The 17,764-nt window shown below is 50.9% G+C and carries 16 protein-coding genes and 1 tRNA gene; 4 read left to right on the forward strand and 13 right to left on the reverse strand.

The genetic code is table 11. From position 1 onward, the window contains the following. The first annotated feature begins 93 nt into the window (after positions 1-93). Positions 94-1,743 (forward strand): AraC family transcriptional regulator, encoded by a 1,650-nt coding sequence (locus tag M1L52_RS16190; protein ID WP_248616047.1) that lies wholly within the window; start codon positions 94-96, stop codon positions 1,741-1,743. Positions 1,744-2,334: 591 nt separating this feature from the next. Here the strand turns inward: M1L52_RS16190 and M1L52_RS16195 are convergent. Together M1L52_RS16195 and M1L52_RS16200 are read right to left on the reverse strand one after the other, a co-directional pair. Beyond that, complete coding sequence (locus M1L52_RS16195) at positions 2,335-3,348, reverse strand: IS3 family transposase (RefSeq protein WP_248613859.1); 1,014 nt, start codon at positions 3,346-3,348, stop codon at positions 2,335-2,337. Positions 3,349-3,383: 35 nt separating this feature from the next. Beyond that, a complete protein-coding gene (locus M1L52_RS16200; protein ID WP_248613860.1) occupies positions 3,384-3,830 on the reverse strand; it encodes a hypothetical protein in 447 nt (148 codons plus the stop codon). A gap of 854 nt (positions 3,831-4,684) precedes the next feature. Between M1L52_RS16200 and M1L52_RS16205 the strand changes: the two genes are divergently transcribed. Continuing rightward, positions 4,685-4,777 carry a smalltalk protein gene (locus M1L52_RS16205; RefSeq protein WP_248616048.1) on the forward strand — a complete coding sequence of 31 codons (93 nt, stop codon included), beginning with the start codon at positions 4,685-4,687 and terminating at the stop codon, positions 4,775-4,777. Positions 4,778-4,788: 11 nt separating this feature from the next. On the opposite strand, the gene ftsH is transcribed toward M1L52_RS16205, so the two are convergent. Next, a complete protein-coding gene (ftsH, locus tag M1L52_RS16210) occupies positions 4,789-6,852 on the reverse strand; it encodes an ATP-dependent zinc metalloprotease FtsH (protein WP_248616049.1) in 2,064 nt (687 codons plus the stop codon). An 8-nt stretch (positions 6,853-6,860) separates the two neighbouring features. Further along, positions 6,861-7,202 carry a ribosome silencing factor gene (rsfS, locus tag M1L52_RS16215; RefSeq protein ID WP_248616050.1) on the reverse strand — a complete coding sequence of 114 codons (342 nt, stop codon included), beginning with the start codon at positions 7,200-7,202 and terminating at the stop codon, positions 6,861-6,863. Between the two features lie 187 nt (positions 7,203-7,389). Here rsfS and M1L52_RS16220 point away from each other — a divergent pair. After that, positions 7,390-7,460: transfer RNA gene (locus tag M1L52_RS16220), tRNA-Gln, on the forward strand. A 149-nt stretch (positions 7,461-7,609) separates the two neighbouring features. On the opposite strand, the gene M1L52_RS16225 is transcribed toward M1L52_RS16220, so the two are convergent. From M1L52_RS16225 to M1L52_RS16235, 3 genes are read right to left on the reverse strand one after another with little or no spacing between them, the layout of a single operon-like run. Beyond that, positions 7,610-8,281 (reverse strand): hypothetical protein, encoded by a 672-nt coding sequence (locus M1L52_RS16225; RefSeq protein ID WP_248616051.1) that lies wholly within the window; start codon positions 8,279-8,281, stop codon positions 7,610-7,612. A gap of 36 nt (positions 8,282-8,317) precedes the next feature. After that, positions 8,318-9,574, reverse strand: coding sequence for a hypothetical protein (locus M1L52_RS16230; protein WP_248616052.1), 1,257 nt, complete (start codon positions 9,572-9,574; stop codon positions 8,318-8,320). 3 nt (positions 9,575-9,577) lie between these two features. Beyond that, a complete protein-coding gene (locus M1L52_RS16235; protein WP_248616053.1) occupies positions 9,578-9,916 on the reverse strand; it encodes a plasmid mobilization protein in 339 nt (112 codons plus the stop codon). A 595-nt stretch (positions 9,917-10,511) separates the two neighbouring features. On the opposite strand from M1L52_RS16235, the gene M1L52_RS16240 reads away from it, so the two are divergent. Continuing rightward, a complete protein-coding gene (locus M1L52_RS16240) occupies positions 10,512-10,841 on the forward strand; it encodes a LytR/AlgR family response regulator transcription factor (protein ID WP_248616054.1) in 330 nt (109 codons plus the stop codon). Between the two features lie 354 nt (positions 10,842-11,195). On the opposite strand, the gene M1L52_RS16245 is transcribed toward M1L52_RS16240, so the two are convergent. The 6 genes from M1L52_RS16245 to M1L52_RS16270 all read right to left on the reverse strand — a co-directional run bounded on the left by M1L52_RS16245 (position 11,196) and on the right by M1L52_RS16270 (position 17,724). Next, positions 11,196-12,686 (reverse strand): fimbrillin family protein, encoded by a 1,491-nt coding sequence (locus M1L52_RS16245; protein WP_248616055.1) that lies wholly within the window; start codon positions 12,684-12,686, stop codon positions 11,196-11,198. A gap of 37 nt (positions 12,687-12,723) precedes the next feature. Next, positions 12,724-13,737: a fimbrillin family protein gene (locus M1L52_RS16250; protein WP_248616056.1), complete on the reverse strand. Its 1,014-nt coding sequence runs from the start codon at positions 13,735-13,737 to the stop codon at positions 12,724-12,726. A 42-nt stretch (positions 13,738-13,779) separates the two neighbouring features. After that, positions 13,780-14,544, reverse strand: coding sequence for a fimbrillin family protein (locus M1L52_RS16255; protein WP_248616057.1), 765 nt, complete (start codon positions 14,542-14,544; stop codon positions 13,780-13,782). A 162-nt stretch (positions 14,545-14,706) separates the two neighbouring features. Next, positions 14,707-15,648 carry a FimB/Mfa2 family fimbrial subunit gene (locus M1L52_RS16260; protein ID WP_317231499.1) on the reverse strand — a complete coding sequence of 314 codons (942 nt, stop codon included), beginning with the start codon at positions 15,646-15,648 and terminating at the stop codon, positions 14,707-14,709. A 3-nt stretch (positions 15,649-15,651) separates the two neighbouring features. Continuing rightward, a complete protein-coding gene (locus M1L52_RS16265) occupies positions 15,652-16,842 on the reverse strand; it encodes an OmpA family protein (protein WP_248616058.1) in 1,191 nt (396 codons plus the stop codon). A 108-nt stretch (positions 16,843-16,950) separates the two neighbouring features. Further along, complete coding sequence (locus M1L52_RS16270) at positions 16,951-17,724, reverse strand: hypothetical protein (protein WP_248616059.1); 774 nt, start codon at positions 17,722-17,724, stop codon at positions 16,951-16,953. Positions 17,725-17,764 lie beyond the last annotated feature (40 nt).

A 17,764-nucleotide genomic window follows, 5' to 3' on the forward strand; every position in this document is an offset into this window, starting at 1 on the left:
GGTATGAGAAATGTTCTTCAAGTCCTGCTATTTGTTTCTATACTGGTTTTTGCCAGTTGCGGAAGAAATAATTCAGCAAGACATATTCTAAATTTGGGTGATACACCTTATCAGGAAGACTCCGTATTGGTGGCTTATGGCTATCATCCGGATCGTGCAATCGTGATGCTCGACTCTGCCTTGTTGCTTGGCAATATCAATGAATACCGTGCCCAGTTTATCCGTGCCAAGATCTTTAGCAAGTCGCTCCTCAAGCAGCGGCAGGATTCTGCCATCCTGATCTGTAAGCAGTTGCTGAAGCATGATTCCGTGATTAAAACACTCCATGAGCAGGAGAATATTCTCGATCTGCTGATGATCACCAGTCGTACCAAGACCGACTTTGAAGGCTATGTGAAGTGGGCGACGCAGAAGGCTGAGGTCTGTCGTCTTCAGGGAGAGGAGACGGAACAATGGCGTACTGAGGCAGAGATCGGTATGGTGATGGCTCATCTGGGACAGCCGGAGGAGGGTATGGCGAAAATCGACGAGGCAATTCGTCATCTCGATGAACCTGGCAGTATCGACCGCATGGATGCCTTCATCATTGCTGTGAAACGTAAAATTACTGTACTGAATGAGCAGGGGCGCTATGCTGAGGTGATACCTTTGGCACAGCGTATCCTCGACCGGCTTGATCATTATGAGCAGCATGCCATGGACTATGCCGAAGACAGTTACCGTCTGTCGTGGAGCGACAGCCCTGCCGATCGCGACCGCTATATTGACTTCAGCCGTGCCCAGGCCAATGGCTTCCTGGCTGGTGCCTATGCCATGACGGGTGATATCGCTCATGCCCGTGAGTATCTCGCCCGCTTCGACCAGAGCGGTTATGGTCATTCATTTAGTGCCCGCAGGATGATTATTCCGACGCAGATGGCGCTCGGTATGTATGATGAGGCGATGGCCACCAGTGATGAGATAGCCTATCGTATGGGTTATGATACCATTAATGCCGACTATGCCGTGATCCTGCGTGATCGTGCTATCGTTGCCCGTGCCAAAGGGCGTCTCGTCGAGGCCTACGATCTGATGAAACGTCATGCCAATCTGGCAAAGGTGCTCAGCGACAGTCTGCATGCCAGTGAGGCCCATGACTATGCCGCCCGCTATCATGCCCAGGAGCAGGAACTGAAGATTCGGGAGACCGAGTCTGCTAGTCGCATCAAATCGATCATCATCGGTGTCATTGTATTGTTGTTCATGATTGCTGCTGTCTTTTCGTTCTACTACCGTCGTCAGCGCCAGATCATCAGCGAGAAGAACCATGCCTTGGTACGTATGATCAACGGCACACCATTTGTGGTGCCTGCTGATGAGGCGGAAGAACCCGATGAGGTTGGCGAGTCAGGGGAACTAGAGGAATCAGAGACTAACTCTGCCCTCTTTGATACGATTGATACTGCCATCCGCATGGAACATCTCTATGCCAATGCCTCACTTCAACGACAGGATATCTGTACACGTTTCCGCATCACTCGTCATACGCTCAATAACCTGTTGGCACAGCATGTCGGCAGTTCCTCATTTCCCCAGTATATCAATAACATCCGTATGGAGGAAGCACTTCCTATGCTTCGCGATAACACTTCGATGACAATCACTGCCATCGCTACTGCCGTGGGCTTCACACCTGCCAACTTTCGTGAAAAGTTTAAGCGCCAGTACGGTGTTACCCCTCAGGAATACCGCCAGAATTTATAGAGCTTTGGTCGAAATGCCGTTTTGGTATGCATGTATTTGGTGTTCGTCCCAAATGCGTGCATATCTTTTTTGGCGGTTAGTATTTTTCTTCCTATGTTTGCAAAAATTTTAATACGATTACTATTACTAATGGGTGAAAAAGATAAAGAGATTATAATTGCACCATATTTAAAAGCGGGGGATAGGGTGGCCCTCGTTTCTCCTGCCAGTTGACAAGGGACTGGTACCTGTCATATCGAATAATATTCAGATTCCTCATATTTGGTCTTTAGCGTTTATGTGATGAAAAGATAAACATAAAATCCAGCTCTACCAAATATTTCTAATGCAAAACTGTGACGCTGTGACGCTGTGACGCAGTTGCATTTGGTATATTTAGATAGCGACTAAAAGAGAAGAAATAATTATATTATATACTATATAATATAAAATAATTATTACCGTTTATTTTGACACTTCTCCGAACACAAATGCAACTGCGTCACTGCGTCACTGCGTCACAATGATATCTAAGTGTACTACCCTAGAAAAAGTTGAATGGTTTTTACCTTAACCCTGCCATAGGTTGAATGCCTGTTGGGTACCTTAATTCTAACCCCTGGCAGAAGTTGAATGATTCTCCCTTAACCCTTGTTTTTGTTGAATAGGCTCCGCGGAAAGCCGTTCAATCATATTCAGGGTTTGCGGTGCAAAGGTACATGCCCCTTCTTGAATTTCCAAATTTTCGAGGTACTTTTCTCTGTAACTGATCCATTTTTTCTGTATTTTACCCGTACAAGATGCTGCCTGACGAGGCGTCATGTTGTTCAGCGACATGTGTGGACGTTCATTGTTATAGAAGGCCACAGCCTTTTCCATAGCCCTCCTCACTTCGCCTATAGAGTGGAATTTGATGTCCTTGAGCAGTTCGTTCTTGACGGTGTTGTTCTGGCGCTCTGCCACTGCATTGTCCTTGGGATCGCCGCTCTCCGTCATGCTAATCTTGATACCAGCCTCGATAAGCAGTGATGTATATGCAGCACTGACATACTGTACGCCTCTGTCTGAGTGATGGATGAGATTAACAACCTCGTCTACGGGTAGCTTCTCAAGAGCTTTCATGAGGCATTCTACGCTACACCAGGCTCCCATCGTCTCGCCAACATACCAGCTGATGATCTCCTTGGTATAGCTGTCCGTTATCATCGACAGGTAGCAGAAATCATAGCTGCCGTCATAATTCCAAATAGGGATATAGGTGATGTCTGTCACCCACACCTGATTCTTGCGTATCGGTATGAAATCCTTTACCAGATTCGGATACGTAGGCAGCCCGTGAGTGGAGTCTGTCGTGCGGGGATGGCGTCTGGGGAGCCTCACGTTCAATCCGTTACGGGCTATTATCGCTTCCATCTTATCACGTCCCACCATATATTCATAATCAGCTCCAAAGCGCTCGCGATACATGTAGTGAAGTTTCTCACCACCAAGTCCGGGGTCGAGCTCGCGTATATCCTTAATGAACTGGATGACCATTTCCTCCGTCAGTCGTTGCTTGCCTAACGTCTCCTTGTGCTGGTAATATGCCTGCCAGCTCTTGCCAAACAGCCGGCAGAGAAGGCCCATGGTTTGGCCTTTGACCTTCTCTGCGGCAAGCGTCTTTACTGTTTGGCACCAGATTTTTTTCTGATCGGAATATTGAATGTCTTTTCGGCCTCATCGATCATTACGTCCTTAGCGTGATTCATCCACTCAGACATCTTCAATGCTTCCGCCAGACGCTTGTTCTCTTCCCTGAGACGGATCAGTTCCTCGGCCTCCGTCTCCACTGCTTTCTGACTCTTCTTAGACATACTAGACGGATTTGGTTTGACTTCTGGAGTGCCTTCACTTCTTCTAATAGGCACCTTTCCGTCTGCAAAGGTACGAATCCATCTGTAAATTGTCACCTTGTTGACACCAAAATTAGCACTTAGTTGACTAATTGGTACATGATTTAACAGATGGGAACTGACTATCATCCGTTTTTCTTCCAATGTCTTCTGTCGTGTACTCACTCGCTTGTTAAACGCTAGTTCTTGTAACTTTAAATCTTCTGTTTTCTCCATTTTAAAACGTTGTTTTTTCATTCAACGTTTTTCAGGGCAAGACGAAGCCTTTGCCACCCAGTCTTCGAGGCAGCCTTTTCCTTTCCCAGGAACTTATTCACTTATTGACTTCGTCGAAAACTCTCACGTTCGGCAATATTTGAGCAAGCTCACATTGCGCTCACTTATTCACTTATTCAGTTATTCACTTTGGACATTTAGGTTTTTCAAAAACCGAAAGGGATGGAGGGGATGAGGAAAGTGGATGAGGAGAGATGGTGGAGAAAAAAATATTGAAATAATAATTTATATTATATATATTATATAATATATATAATATAAAATTTTTCGCTTCAAGTAATACTCAAAACACAGATGTCCAAAGTGAATAACTGAATAAGTGAATAACCTACCCCATTCATACGGAAAAAGTTTACTCGCTCAACTGAGAAATGTTGACAACCTCCCCTGAGGTTGTTGACTCTTTTCCTAAGAACGTTGACTTTTATACGGATATTATTTACTTCTGTTTTTTATGCATAAAAAAAATTCGAAAAAAAAATCAGCAAAGTATTCGTAAACCGCAATGGCGATGTAGTACCTTTGCAACATCATTCGAATGACACACAACGAGCGTTTAGAAAGAACGCACGCGGCGTTTAGAAAGAACACCGCCAGCAATCAGGAAGAACGCTCACGAGAGACCTCAAACTACTTAAACAACTTAAACCTTTAAACTATTAAACAACTTAAACCTTTTAAACCTTTAAACTTATTAAAAACTATGGGAACAATTACAATTAAGAAGTGTCAGAAAAGAACGCGAGAAAAAAATCCGTAAAATCCGTGAAATCCGTTGTTAAAAAAGAAAAGCTATGAAGAACGAAACGTGGAAATATGTGTTGCAGACGCTCGCGGCGATACTTACCGCGATAGCAACAAGCCTCGGAGTGCAGAGCTGCATGTAAAAAAAGGGGGGTCAATTTGACTCCCCTTCGTTATGTTCAGCATCATCTTGCTGTTTGGAATCTTGCTGTTTTGCTTCAAGCTCAAGCTGCTTGCCTCGTTCTTCGGCCATGCGCTCTGCATCGGCACGCATCTGAGCCTCAAGGAGCTCTTCGCTACGGCTTGTCCAGGGGCGCTTGCCAAAGATGCGCTCCACATCTTCAGCGAAGATCACCTCACGGTCTATGAGCAACTGAGCCAGCTGCGCATGACCTTCCTTATGCTCAGTGAGAATCTGCTTGGCACGGTCATACTGTTCGTTGATGAGCTTCAGCACCTCCTCGTCCATGATCTTCGCCGTTGTCTCAGAATAAGGACGCTGGAACTGGTACTCAGCATTGTTATAATAGCACACGTTTGGCAGCTTATCGCTCATGCCGGCATAGGCTATCATGCCATAGGCCTGCTTCGTGGTACGCTCAAGGTCATTCATGGCACCAGTAGAGATTTGACCAATGAACAGTTCCTCTGCAGCTCGTCCGCCAAGGAGTGAGCACATCTCATCGAGCATAGCCTCCTTAGTCTGGAGCACACGCTCCTCAGGGAGATACCACGCAGCGCCGAGAGCCTGTCCACGAGGTACGATGCTCACCTTCACCAACGGATTGGCATACTCAGTGAACCAAGATATGGTGGCATGACCAGCCTCATGGATGGCGATAGAGCGCTTCTCTGCCTGTGTCATAACCTTTGTCTTCTTCTCCAGACCACCGATGATGCGATCTACGGCATCAAGGAAATCCTGCTTGCCAACAGTAGGACTATCGTGACGTGCAGCTATCAGAGCTGCCTCGTTACACACATTTGCAATGTCGGCACCAGAGAAGCCTGGAGTCTGACGTGCGAGGAAGTCCACATCGACAGTATTGTCAATCTTCAGGGGTTTCAGATGTACTCCAAAGACCTCCTTACGCTCGTTGAGATCAGGAAGGTCAACATGTATCTGACGATCGAAACGTCCTGCACGCAACAGGGCAGAGTCGAGCATGTCGGCACGGTTAGTAGCAGCAAGGATTATTACGCCGCTGTTAGTGCCGAAACCATCCATCTCAGTGAGAAGGGCGTTAAGAGTGTTCTCACGCTCATCGTTGCCACCCATTGACGGATTCTTTGAGCGGGCACGTCCCACGGCATCAATCTCATCGATGAAGATGATACATGGTGACTTCTCTTTTGCCTGGGCGAAAAGGTCACGCACACGTGACGCACCAACGCCGACGAACATCTCAACGAAGTCGGAACCCGACATTGAGAAGAAAGGCACGCCTGCCTCGCCTGCCACAGCCTTTGCCAACAGAGTCTTACCTGTTCCTGGAGGGCCAACGAGCAGAGCGCCCTTGGGTATCTTACCACCAAGGTCGGTATATTTCTGAGGGTTCTTCAGGAACTCAACAATCTCCTGAACCTCCTGCTTGGCGCCTGCCTGACCAGCCACATCCTTAAACGTGATGCCAAGGTCGCCACCCTTCTCGTACATCTTTGCACGGCTCTTGCCAACGCTGAAGATGCCACCACCGCCAAAGCCTGAGCCACCGCCACCCATGCGGCGCATGAGGAACATCCACACTCCTATTATGAGTAAGAAAGGGAACACGCTCCAAAACAGATTACTCAGGAATCCGTCGCCATGCTTTGCCTCATAGGTAACCTTGCCAGCGAACTTCTGCTCGGCACGCTTCTCCTCAACGAAAGTCTCGAACTTATCAAGGCTTCCTATCTCAACAGAGATGTAAGGTTCTGTGCCCACCTGATCGGCACCTTGCTTGAAGATGTCGCGTATATGCTCTGGCTTCACATACATCTTCACAACGCCCTGCGTCTTGTCAACGACAAGTTTCGACGCGTAGCCCTTATCCATGTATGTCTGGAAGTCAGTATAGCTCGTCTCAACACGGGGCGTAGGCTGTACAGGGCCTGTCTCACTGTTCACATACAATGCAATAAGTGCTACGATAGCCAGAATGAAAATCCAGCTGATGTTGAAACGCGGCATCTTTGGATCCTTATTGCCTTGGGGATTTTTCAAATTATTTTCCATAGTAGAAATTAGTCTAAGTCGGGTATATAGTTCAACTTTGCATCATCCCACAGATGCTCCAAGTCATAATACTCACGTACATCGGGCAGGAAGATGTGGACCAGCACATCGCCATAGTCCATTGCCACCCACTGGGCATTCTCGAGACCCACGACACGCGCAGGCTTCTCCTTCATGTCCTTGCGGGTCGTTTCAGCTATAGAGTCGGCAATCGCCTCCACCTGTGCTGGCGAGTTACCCTGACAAATGATGAAATAACGACAGATTGTTCCGTCTATGCCGTCAAGATCGGCTACAACAATACCACTTCCTTTTTTCTCTTGTATTCCCTTAATAATTGTTTGAATCATATTTACTGATTGTTCAAGTCATATATAAATTAGGTGCAAAGATAGTCAGTTTTATTGTAAATCGCCTCCATCAGACACTTTTTTTGAGAATTTTTATAAAAAAGTGCCGAAAAAGTTTGGTAGTTTATGAAAAAGTAGTACCTTTGCATCCGCAAAACGGAAACAACCGCATTTGCAACCACAGAATTGGGGTATGGTGTAATGGTAACACTGCAGATTCTGGTCCTGCCTTTCCTGGTTCGAGTCCGGGTACCCCAACAGACTAATCCGCTAAGTCACTGAAAATCAGTACTTAGCGGATTTCTTTTATCCTAAATTGGCGTGTTTTTGGCGTGATAATTATTGTTTTGGCGTTCCTTGACTCCTAATTTTGCAGTTTGCAATCTCAGAGTTTGCAGATAGAGGCTTTAGTATTTGGGGATTCTATATTCTCTGAGATTGAGCCAGACCATTAAGCCTATTGAACAAACAAAGAACAATAACACTAATAATGGAAACCACAGTCTCTCCCATAACTCATCCCATAGGCATCTGTTGAATGCAGCATATATGGCATAGCCTACACTGGTAATTGCCATTATAATCATTGCCCAGAAGTTCCACCAAGAAAGATAGATACCCTTGTTGTTAAGCACCTTCTTTAATTCCTCAGTCTTCTTGTCACATGTTCCAGTGAGTGATTTCATCGAAGATACGGTTTGCTTGTCTATGTCCTCTTTTACTTTCTGTCCTGCCTCTCCTACTGTCGTAGCAACATGTTTGTTGATTGTTATAGGAAGGGCAGACAACAGATTCTTGTCATCTTCAGAAAGACTTACTTTTATATCCTTGCAGCCTTCCAGACGTTTCACAAGCCTTTCCATAGTCTCTAAAATCTTAGCGTTCTGCTCTTGCTGTCTGTCAAAATTCCGTTGTATCTGTAGGATTTTCTCCAGATAGTCAGCACTAAACGTTGATTCTCCCCCGATAGGAGCTGGTACGTTCTCATTTTGAGACGTACCAGCTACAGTCATATTCTCCTTTTCTTCCTGCCCCTCTACATTGTCGAACAGGCTTTCTGCATCTTTATATTTTTTCATTACATTATATATTTGCACTTTTACATAATTATATTATTATCTTCCATAACCATGACGAATGACCTTGTGCGGACAACTGTGGGCTACGGCCTTGGCGATACGCATGGCACGCAGCAATTCATCGTCGTCGTCCTTCTTCTTGTGAGGCAGGTCATTGTTGCTTCCACCGCAACAGCCTGAAGAATAGCCAGAGCCACCTGGGACACTCATCAGTTCAAAGAATACGAAGAGCGAAGTCTCTATTACTTCTTCGAGCACAAACTCAAACTCGTCTTCGAGTGCCTTGAAGGAACTGCACATGGCATCAACGAGATTCTCAGAGACGTCAAAGGTGAAGTGCTCAGGCTCTTTGCCATCAGCAATACTGCGGTCAAACTCAAAATGCTCCTTCTTAGTATCAGGACTTACAGGCTCACAAACAAAGTGATGGCGTTCTGCGTACTCGATCCTGGCTTTTTGCTCATCGGCTTTCCTTTTGGCCGTTTCAGCTTCCATGTCCTTGTGCAACTGCCTCCAAGTCGCCTCTATTCTACTAGCCGTCAGCTGTCGGCCAATCTCTGAGGCGTTATATTTTGAGTTACCCCGTTTGATTCTATAGCCCACGACCTCGCCATTACTATCCTTTTTGAGTTCGGCAGAATAGCCACGTTCCTTTATCTTCTGGAGAAATACATTCCAATCGAACCGATTCATATTTCTCAGAATATCATAGAGGGCATCTTTAATCTCAGTCTTGTGTTCCGCGCTGATCTCCTGCGACTGCTTCCAGCCCAGGCTTTGGTTAATGCTGTTTGCAGCCATTGTTGCCTTCAATCCTATAAGATTGGTGTCATTGATCTTTCCGTCGATGGTAAAGCGCGACACCATAAAATGCAGATGTAGAATCCCACTCTTGGCATCATGGTGCAGCATGGCAATCCATTTGCTATGCGCCAAGTCCATCCGTTTCGACGACACTTTTCCATTCTTATCCCTAAACTCAATCTTATCCATTTCTTCAATGAATCGATGTGCAAACCACTTCCATTGCTCCAGCGTCCAGCCCTTCGACTCATCCTTAGTGGGCGACACCTCCATTGCTATCAGATTTCTGCTCACGGCTTTGCCTTTGGCAATATAGTTCTCCCCGGCATACTTGAACTGCATCCAAATATTGTCCAGATCATCATCCGTTACAGTAGCGGTCATATCTCCCGCCATGTTTTCACAGCAGACGAACTCCGCATCCTTTTTCAGTGTGGCATACGTCGTATAGGCGTTGCCGTGCGCCACGGCTCTTGCTCTTGCTATCATCGCTTACCCCCTTTCTATCTTTTTGTCGAGAAACTCAATCATCGGGAACAGTCTCTTCCACCATTGCTGAATCACGGGCATCGACCTGAGAAACTCCTTCCGTTCCTCACTCCCCATTTTGAGTCCCTTGATGTTGTTGATAAAATTCACGATGTCCTTACGGGCAGCAAACAGCTCGTCCCGGAACAATGTGTCAGGCACACTTGGTTTGTAGTTCATCAGAACCTTCCGGCAATACTCACTAAAGTTCATCCGGCACTTCCTTGCATTGTTCGCAATGTACTTCTCTTCCTTGTCCGACAGTCTCAAAGCCCTCGGCTTCCTAACCGTCGAATTCTCCATTTCTGACTTGCGCGGTCTTCCCCTGCGCCTCATAATTCTCTTTTCGTTGGTGCTATCCTGCATAATTAAAAACGATTAATGTTCAACATAAGAGGTGCGAGCCAGCGAGTACTCAGCCATCAACACTTGTCGCCAAGTGTTCAAGAGTTTTTCGTATCACGAAAAAACCTCTTGCTAACTTACGTCACGTTTCGACACCTCCGACAGCACAAAGGTAGGGAGAATAAATCATATTGCCAAGAAATTGGATCACTATTTCTTAGCTGAGAATGTGTTTTTATTTGCTGATTTTCAGTTAGTTAAAGTTCAGTTTAATACAGTTAGCCTATTATGAGATTCTTTTTTCACAGTTGCGTAAAAGACGATATCATTTAGAGGCTAACAACTTCTTCGCATAACTCACTGACAGCCTTTCGGTGGGTGATGAAAAGCATAGTCTTTTGCGGGTATGGCTTGTCAGATCCATGTTTGCCAAAATTAGCGTTGCTTAAAGCATTTCGGCTGCAAAGTTACAAAATTTTCCCGACATATAGCACGCCTTAACGATAAAAGATGACCTGAAGGGGTTGAAGTCAGTAGCCAAGGTCCTTATGTTGTGGAAGATGGCTTCTTCGTGAAGACCGATGAGAAGTGGGAGAAGGTGAGGTATGACGAGATTCTGTGGGTGAGAGCCTTCGAGAATGGGAGTGTCATGTTCCTTACTGATGAGAGAAGCCTGATGGTAAACCATCGGCTGTGGCGGATTGAAGAGATGCTGACAGAGCATCCGAATTTCGTGCGCATCAACAGGTCGGAGATTGTTAATCTGGATGCTGTTGACGGCTTTGAAGGTAACTGCTACTACATCGGGAAGAATCCGCTCTATGCCACTGGTGACTACCGTCAGCGTATGGAAGGAGTGTTCATCAAGGCAAAGCAGCAATGACGTAAAGATACGGAAAAGCCGCCCGAGAGTACTCATGAAGAAGCTCTCGGACGGCTTGGCCGTACTTGCAGTAGACACTGGATGTAGGGGTTACTCCCACATCACTTTGAGTCATTGCCCTTATTTCCTGAAAGAACAATTTCGTCAGGAAATAATTGTGCTTGCAAGTTGTGTTTGTACATAGGTTCAAAGAACGCTATTTCCTTCTGTAGATAAAAAGGAGGGCGGAGCCGTCCGCCGTGGCTTTCGGTGCCGTCCTCCTTGCGCTATTTAGAGCACATCGTTACTGGTCCTATGCGTTAAAGTGCACAATAAGAACCATCCCTTATGTGTCTGTGTGAGCAAGGTCTATTCTCAATTCTTCGGCACGATGGTGCAGACGATGGTGGTTTGGGTCATGCCCATGCCCATAAAATCGCCGCTGAAAGAGACTGTGGAGGCAGGAGTGCCCGCCCAGGTCTTTGATGAGCCGCCACCGCTCCAGCCCGTGCCGGAAACATTGCAATCGGTGGTCGTCACAACAATCTTTGTGAAGTTGCCGAGGGTGGTAGAGAATGTTCCGCCGTCCATGAGGTTGCCGTCATGAGGGTCAATCATGCCTGCTGAGACGGTGACACCGTCTTTTGTGAAACTAGGATTCCAATCACTCCCCCAATCGCTCTGGTTGATGGTGACGGTGATGGTGGCGGGGGTCACGGTGACGGTGCAGTTGCCCTTAACACCGCTACCGTCGTTAGCCTCGGCATAGATAGTGACGGTGCCTTCGGCTACGGCTGTCACCTTGCCGTCTTGGTCAACGGTGGCTTTCGATGCGTCACTCGTCTTCCATGTGTAGGTCTTGTCCGTGGCGTTGTCGGGAGCCACTGCGGTCACGCTGAGGGTTTCGGTTGAGCCGACCTTGATTTCCGTCTCGGTCTTGTTGAGCGTGATGGCGGTGACGGGGACAGCTAATTCCTCCTCTGCCTGTCCTCCATTGAGTGTCTCGCCGGTGGTCCAGTCCTGTACGGTGACGCTTGCCACTTCAATCTTGTTCTTACCCACTACGAGGTTGAAGGTGTAGCTGTTGCCTGCCTCCAGTTCGGGGATGCCCTTCACGAGGAGGGTGTTGTATTCGCCGTCGGTCAGCTTGATGAAGCGGGCGCCGCTGTCACCATAGCCAGGCACTACGAGGGCGGTGTAGGTAGAGCCTTGACCACCGTTGCCCTGTGCGTATGGCTGGATTTCGGTGCTGCTGCCCGTGGGGTTGCCGTCGGCAATGCCGCTGGCTTCGCTGTAGATGCTTACGTTGCTGACAGTCTTCTCGTCGTCATCGTACTGGCTGCCGAAGCCGCTGATGCGGATGATGACGCGGGCCATCTTGCGCTCCAGCTGCATCTGGATGTCGCTGCCGCCCTCGGGACGGGAGATCACCTGCTGGCGGGTCATGTAGTCGGCGAGGGCAATTTTCTCCACGCTACTCTGGTCGGTGGGCACGGTGAAGGTGGTCATCGACGTGCCGGTGGTTGCAGGATAGTAAGCCGAGAAGGTGAGCGTTTTCTGTGTCCAGAGGAGGAACTTGTTGGTCACTGCCTCAGTCCATGTCTGGTTCTCGGTCGACGTGCACTGGAAGAGGACGGCCTCTTGGTCGTTGGTGCTGACGCTGATTTGGTCGCCTTGGTTGAACTGGCGCTGCGTGTCGTCGGTGGCAACGGCGTTGCTACGGGTGGTCTGCAGCGAGCCTACTGAGACGTTGATGCCCACGGCATTGGCGGGACGGGCGACGGTGAAGTCGTCGTCGCTCTGGCAGCTGGCGAGGGTGCCCATGAGGGCGAGGGCTGCCATGGAAAGATATTTTGTTGCTTTCATATTCTTATGCTATTTTAGTATTAATAAAGGTAGTTAATTACTCTGTGCCGAGGTTGTCGCCGGGCTGGTCTTCCCATGAGCTGACGCTGAAGGCGCGGGCGGGAGCGGTCACGGTGTCATAGCCTACGGTGAGGGGCAGCGTGTAGTGCTTGCCCTGCTCCAGGGTGATGGCCTCGGTGTTGGTCCATGAGAAGGAGCGCGTGCCAATCTTGAACGAGACGGTCAGGGCACCGGCGGCAATCTGCTGCGGCACTACAATGGCCTCGTAGGTGGCATGGCTGTGCATGTCGGCATCGGTGGCAGCGGTAAAGGCGCACTGGTTAGCGAGGATGTCGGCAGGGGTCGAAGCGGTGAAGGTCACGGTGCCGTAGTTCTCATTGGCAGTCTCCATGGCCTTGAACTGGTAGCCGGCGTTGGTGCCGCTGATGGTGAACTCGGTAATGTCCGAGGCATTGTTCAGCTTCGGGTCATTCTTGTAGAACTCGTTGGCCAAGTCGAGCGTCACGTCGAGTTTGGTCAGGGCGTGGTAGAAGTTGATGACCAGCTTGCCGTTCTGCATCAGCGTCTGCTCCTGCGAGGGATTGCTGATGGTCTTGGTGGGCATGGTCAGCAGGTCCTCCTGCTTCACCTTTGCCTCGGTGCTCTGGTCGGCAGCCACGGTGAGGTTGGCACCGACGATGAATTCATAGTCGCTGAATGTCTTGCCCTGCTTGTAAGCAGCGGTCACGTCGATTCTCTGCTGGTCGTTCTGCCAGAGCATACGGTTCACGGGCCTCCACTCAGTGCCGTCGTACTGTACGGTATTGAAGTAGCTGTACTGAGCCGATGTGGGGTTGACAATCTTCACCTGGAACTGCTGACCGTTCTGGTTCACGTCGCTGCCGGTGATGCTGGCGCGGGTGGTTACGGCCGTGGGGTCAACGAGGTTGGTGGTGAAGCGCATCACGCCGTCCTCGGGAAACTGCGAGACGAAGCTCTGCTCGTCGTCGCTGGAGCATGCCGTCAGCGCCATGGCTGCTGCGGCTGCGAAGAAAATGTTTTTGAATCTCATAATACTTTAATTTGATTTGATTATAAATAATGAAATAAAATGTTACTGCAATGCCTGACCACCGCTGATGGTAGAGCCTTCGGTCCAGTCGTTGATGCTCACCTCGCCGAGCTCAATCTTGTTGCGGCCAACGATGAGGTTGACGATGGTATATTTGCCGGCCTCGAGGGGGATGTCCTCAGCGTGGGTATAGACGTAGGCTTGGCCACCGATGGTGAGCGTGACGGTGCGGAAGCCCGTCTGCGGAATCATCAGGCCGCTGAAACTGCGGGCATAGCCCTCGGCAGCATCCTTGGCAGTGAGGGCGACAGCGTCCTGCTCACCGGCAGCGTAGGTCTTAGCCAGATAGTCGATGGTGCAGGTCTTGGCTGCCGTAGCCTCGCAGGAAGTCACCTCGGGGGCAGCGTCCCACTGGTTACGGAAGTTCATGTTGACGTAGAGCTTCGCCATGGCGTGGTCGAAGGTCAGCGAGACGGGGTTCTGCGTGGCAGTGAGTCCGCTCGTTTGGCGGGCCACGAGCAGGTCGCTCTGCTCATAGTCGGTGTTATCCACAGTGTAGGGGTCGGCCGTGAAGTCGGTCACCGTGCGTGCCGGATAGATACCGAGGAAGTAATGGGGTGTCACCATGTCGGCCCAGAGCATGGGCGTGGCGGGCGTCCACGTGCCGTCGGCACCGAGGGTGTTTACTACGCCGTTGACCACTTTGTCGGCAGCAACGGCCGTGGCCGAGCCCGTCCAGGCGTAGATGCTAACACCATCGCCAGCATCGAACACAGTGGTATTGCCCGTCGTCGTGGCGCGGGTCATCTGGCCGATGCTCGCCTCGATGGTGATGTTCTTGGCGGCTTGCTGCTGGGCAGAAGTCGCATCATCGCTGCTGCACGCTGCGGTCAATAGACCGAGGGCAGCCAGGGGGATGAATCTGAGTTTTTTCATCTTGTTGTTGTTTTTATTGTGATACATTGTTTATTATTTATTGGTGGGATTCAGAATTTCACCGCTGATGGTCCAGCCCTCCTGCCAGTCGCTGATGGTCATGGCCTCGAAGCGCATGTAGGGAGCGAGGGCGGCATACTGGAAATCGAGCGTGTAGTAACGGCCCAATTCCATGCGGGGACAGTCGGCGGTAGAGACGAGCACATTGCCGTCGGCCTCGGTGGTGGTGATGCGCAGCAGCGAACGGCTCTCGCCAGCGGCGGTGGGCATCAGACGCTTGCCGTCCAGACGGAGCGTGGTGGCTTCGTCGGCAGCAGGCGTGAGCAGACCGAAGTCGGCCTTGGTCTCAGCCTGCTGGATGACACCATAGCGCCCATTGGCATCCTTCTCAGTGAGCAGGACACTCTCGGTCACCTGCTCTACGGCCACTGCAACCTTCGTACCGGCAGGCACGCCCGTCACGTTGATGGTGAGCGTGGGCAGCAGGCGCTGGAGTTTGAATTCGGCCACGGTAATCTCGTCCTCGCGGATGGTGACGTGGGTCACGGCATACCACGACTGGCGGGGCGACGAGGCGGGGGCTTTCAGCGAGACGCTGGTGGACACGAGCATGTTCTCGCTGGGTGCGCCCGTGGCGGTGAGGACATAGCCGGATGGCTCGTCCATGTCGGCAGTGACGAGGATGTCGTACTCGCCGGCGGGCAACTGCTGCAGCCAGTCGGCACTCTCCTCAATCGAGGAGAACGAGCGGGCTTGGCTCACGCCGTTAGCACCCTGCACCTGGAACGAGAGGGCGTTGACGGAGCCAATGGCAGCGGCATCGGCCTCGTCTTCCCACAAGAGTTGCGGAGCGACATAGCCTACGGGCTTGCCATCGAACTCGTTGGGAGTAAACTCATGCTTGTCGTGATAGCAGGCGGTGAGCAGCATCATGGCTGTCAGCGCCATAAATATAGTTTTCATTTTCATACGCATCACTTATTTCTTGTCGTTGATAATCAGTTCTACGCGGCGAGCATCCTTGCTGGTCGAGGCCTTGCGGTCGATGCCCTTGCCCCTTACGGGCTTCAGACGGGCGGCGCTGATGCCTTTAGCCACAAGCTGACGCTTCACGCTGTTGGCGCGACGCTGCGAGAGCTTGCGGTTGTACTGCTTGCTGCCGATGTTGGAGGCGTGGCCGATGATGCTCAGCGATACGTCGGGCTGCGCCTTCATCATGTCGGCTACGGCATCGAGCTTCGCTGCCTCGTCGGCAGAGAGACGGCTGCTGTTGTTGGCGAAGTAGATGACGGGCAGGTTGGCAGTTACAGCCTCAGGCTTCTTCTCCGCCACGGCAGCGGTCTCTACTGCGGGCTGCGGCTTCTCCACAACAGGAGCAGGCTTCTCTTCCACCACAGGCTTCTCCTGAACCACGGGCTGCGGTTCTTCCACAATGGGCTGCGGCTCCACTATAGAAGCCCCCTCGGGGGCAGTATGGGGGGCCACTCTCTTACCAAAGTGGTACGACACTTTCAGGCCAGCCTCGTAGATGAGGTTGCTCTTGTGCTCATACTTAGGAATGTTGTCGAAGCGGTCGCCCGTCAGGCAGGTGATGCCGCCGTAGAGTTGCAGGCCAACGTTCTTGGCCACTCGGTAGCCCACGGCAGCCTGACCGCCCAGACCGAGGTGCCACTGGCGGTCGAACTCCTGCTCGTAGCCCGTGGCGAGATGCTTGGTGCGTGTGGTGACGGCTGAGACTTGAGGGGAGAGTGTGACAGACCAGCGTGTCGTCGGCTTGGTCAGCAGCGACAGTACGTCGAAGTTGGCCTGCAGCCCGAAGCGCATCCACTGGGTCTTGGCTTCGAGGTCGCGATAGTAGTTGCCCTGCTTGCCAAGGACGGGCGCAAAGGTGTACTCGCCGTCGGTAGCGAGCCAGAATGGATCGCAGTCGAGCGACGTCTGCTTCTGTCCGCCCATCGTGGCGAGGGCTTCAACTGATAACAAGCGGCTGAACTGATAGCCGCCGAAGACACCGAACTGAGCACCGACATGGGTCTTGCTCTCGGTGATGCTGCGGAAGGTGGCCTGACCGAAGGAGGTGCCGCCGCTCAGCCCTGCGTACCAGCCACGCTCGTAGTCGCGCTGAGAACTGTCTTGTGCCGAGGCAGTCTGCACCCCTGCGGCCAGCATCGCCAGCAGCATGAGGATTGAAATAGATAAATGTTTCATCATTCGTATTGTTGTTTTGAATTGAAATTGTTAATAATATAATGTGTCAGACTGGTTTCCGTTGATTCCTTACGCTTCGTCCTTCAGTTCCTGTAGCGTCTCCACGCGCCATAGGAGGAAGCCGACGATGACAAGCGTGACAATCTGCGACAGATACTCGCGCAAAAGTTCGCCGCCGTTGCTGGTGTAAACCTCGTAGACCACGAAGAGGCCGACGGCGAAGACGAGGCTTTGCCACACCTCCTTATGTTCCAGGTTGGCGTAGTTGTCGCGCAGCCAGCGGCCATAGTGCCGCAGCGCCAGGGCGTAATAGATGATGAAGCCAGCGATGAGGGCCAACTGGCAGTAGCCCAGTACGTCGTAGCCCCAGAACTCGTCGCGCCCGGCGATGCCCATCACAGCTGTCACCACCACCGCCGACACCTCGGCCACGAGCCACGGCCAAAGTGGTCGGCGCCGGTCTTGCAGCATAGCGAGCAGCACCGCCATCGTGAGCGGCACGAGCGTCACGTGGTCGAGCGCGATGGCTATGATATTGCGCACCAGTCTGTCATCGGTCAGCCATATCTGGCCGAGGGCGTACCACCACACGTGGCTGCCCACGATGGCCGCCATCAGTGCCGCCGTCCACCGTCTGAGCCTGAGGCTCGACCTGACCCCGGAGCCCAAGCGCAGCGGCCCGTTCGGAGTCTCAATCGTCTTCACACTCTCCGGCCCCTTTTCCTGCATGAATGCGTTGCCCCGACGGCAGAGCAGATACACACAGGCCAACAGCGCAGCGAACGCCGCCACGCAGTAAAGGGCGATGAAAATCACGTCTTGCAGTCCTTCGTATTCGTACATAAATCGGTAGGTTGTTTGCCAAATTTGGACGCGAAGTTAC

Source organism: Prevotella sp. E13-27 (genome assembly GCF_023217965.1).
Classification (GTDB): Bacteria; Bacteroidota; Bacteroidia; order Bacteroidales; family Bacteroidaceae; genus Prevotella.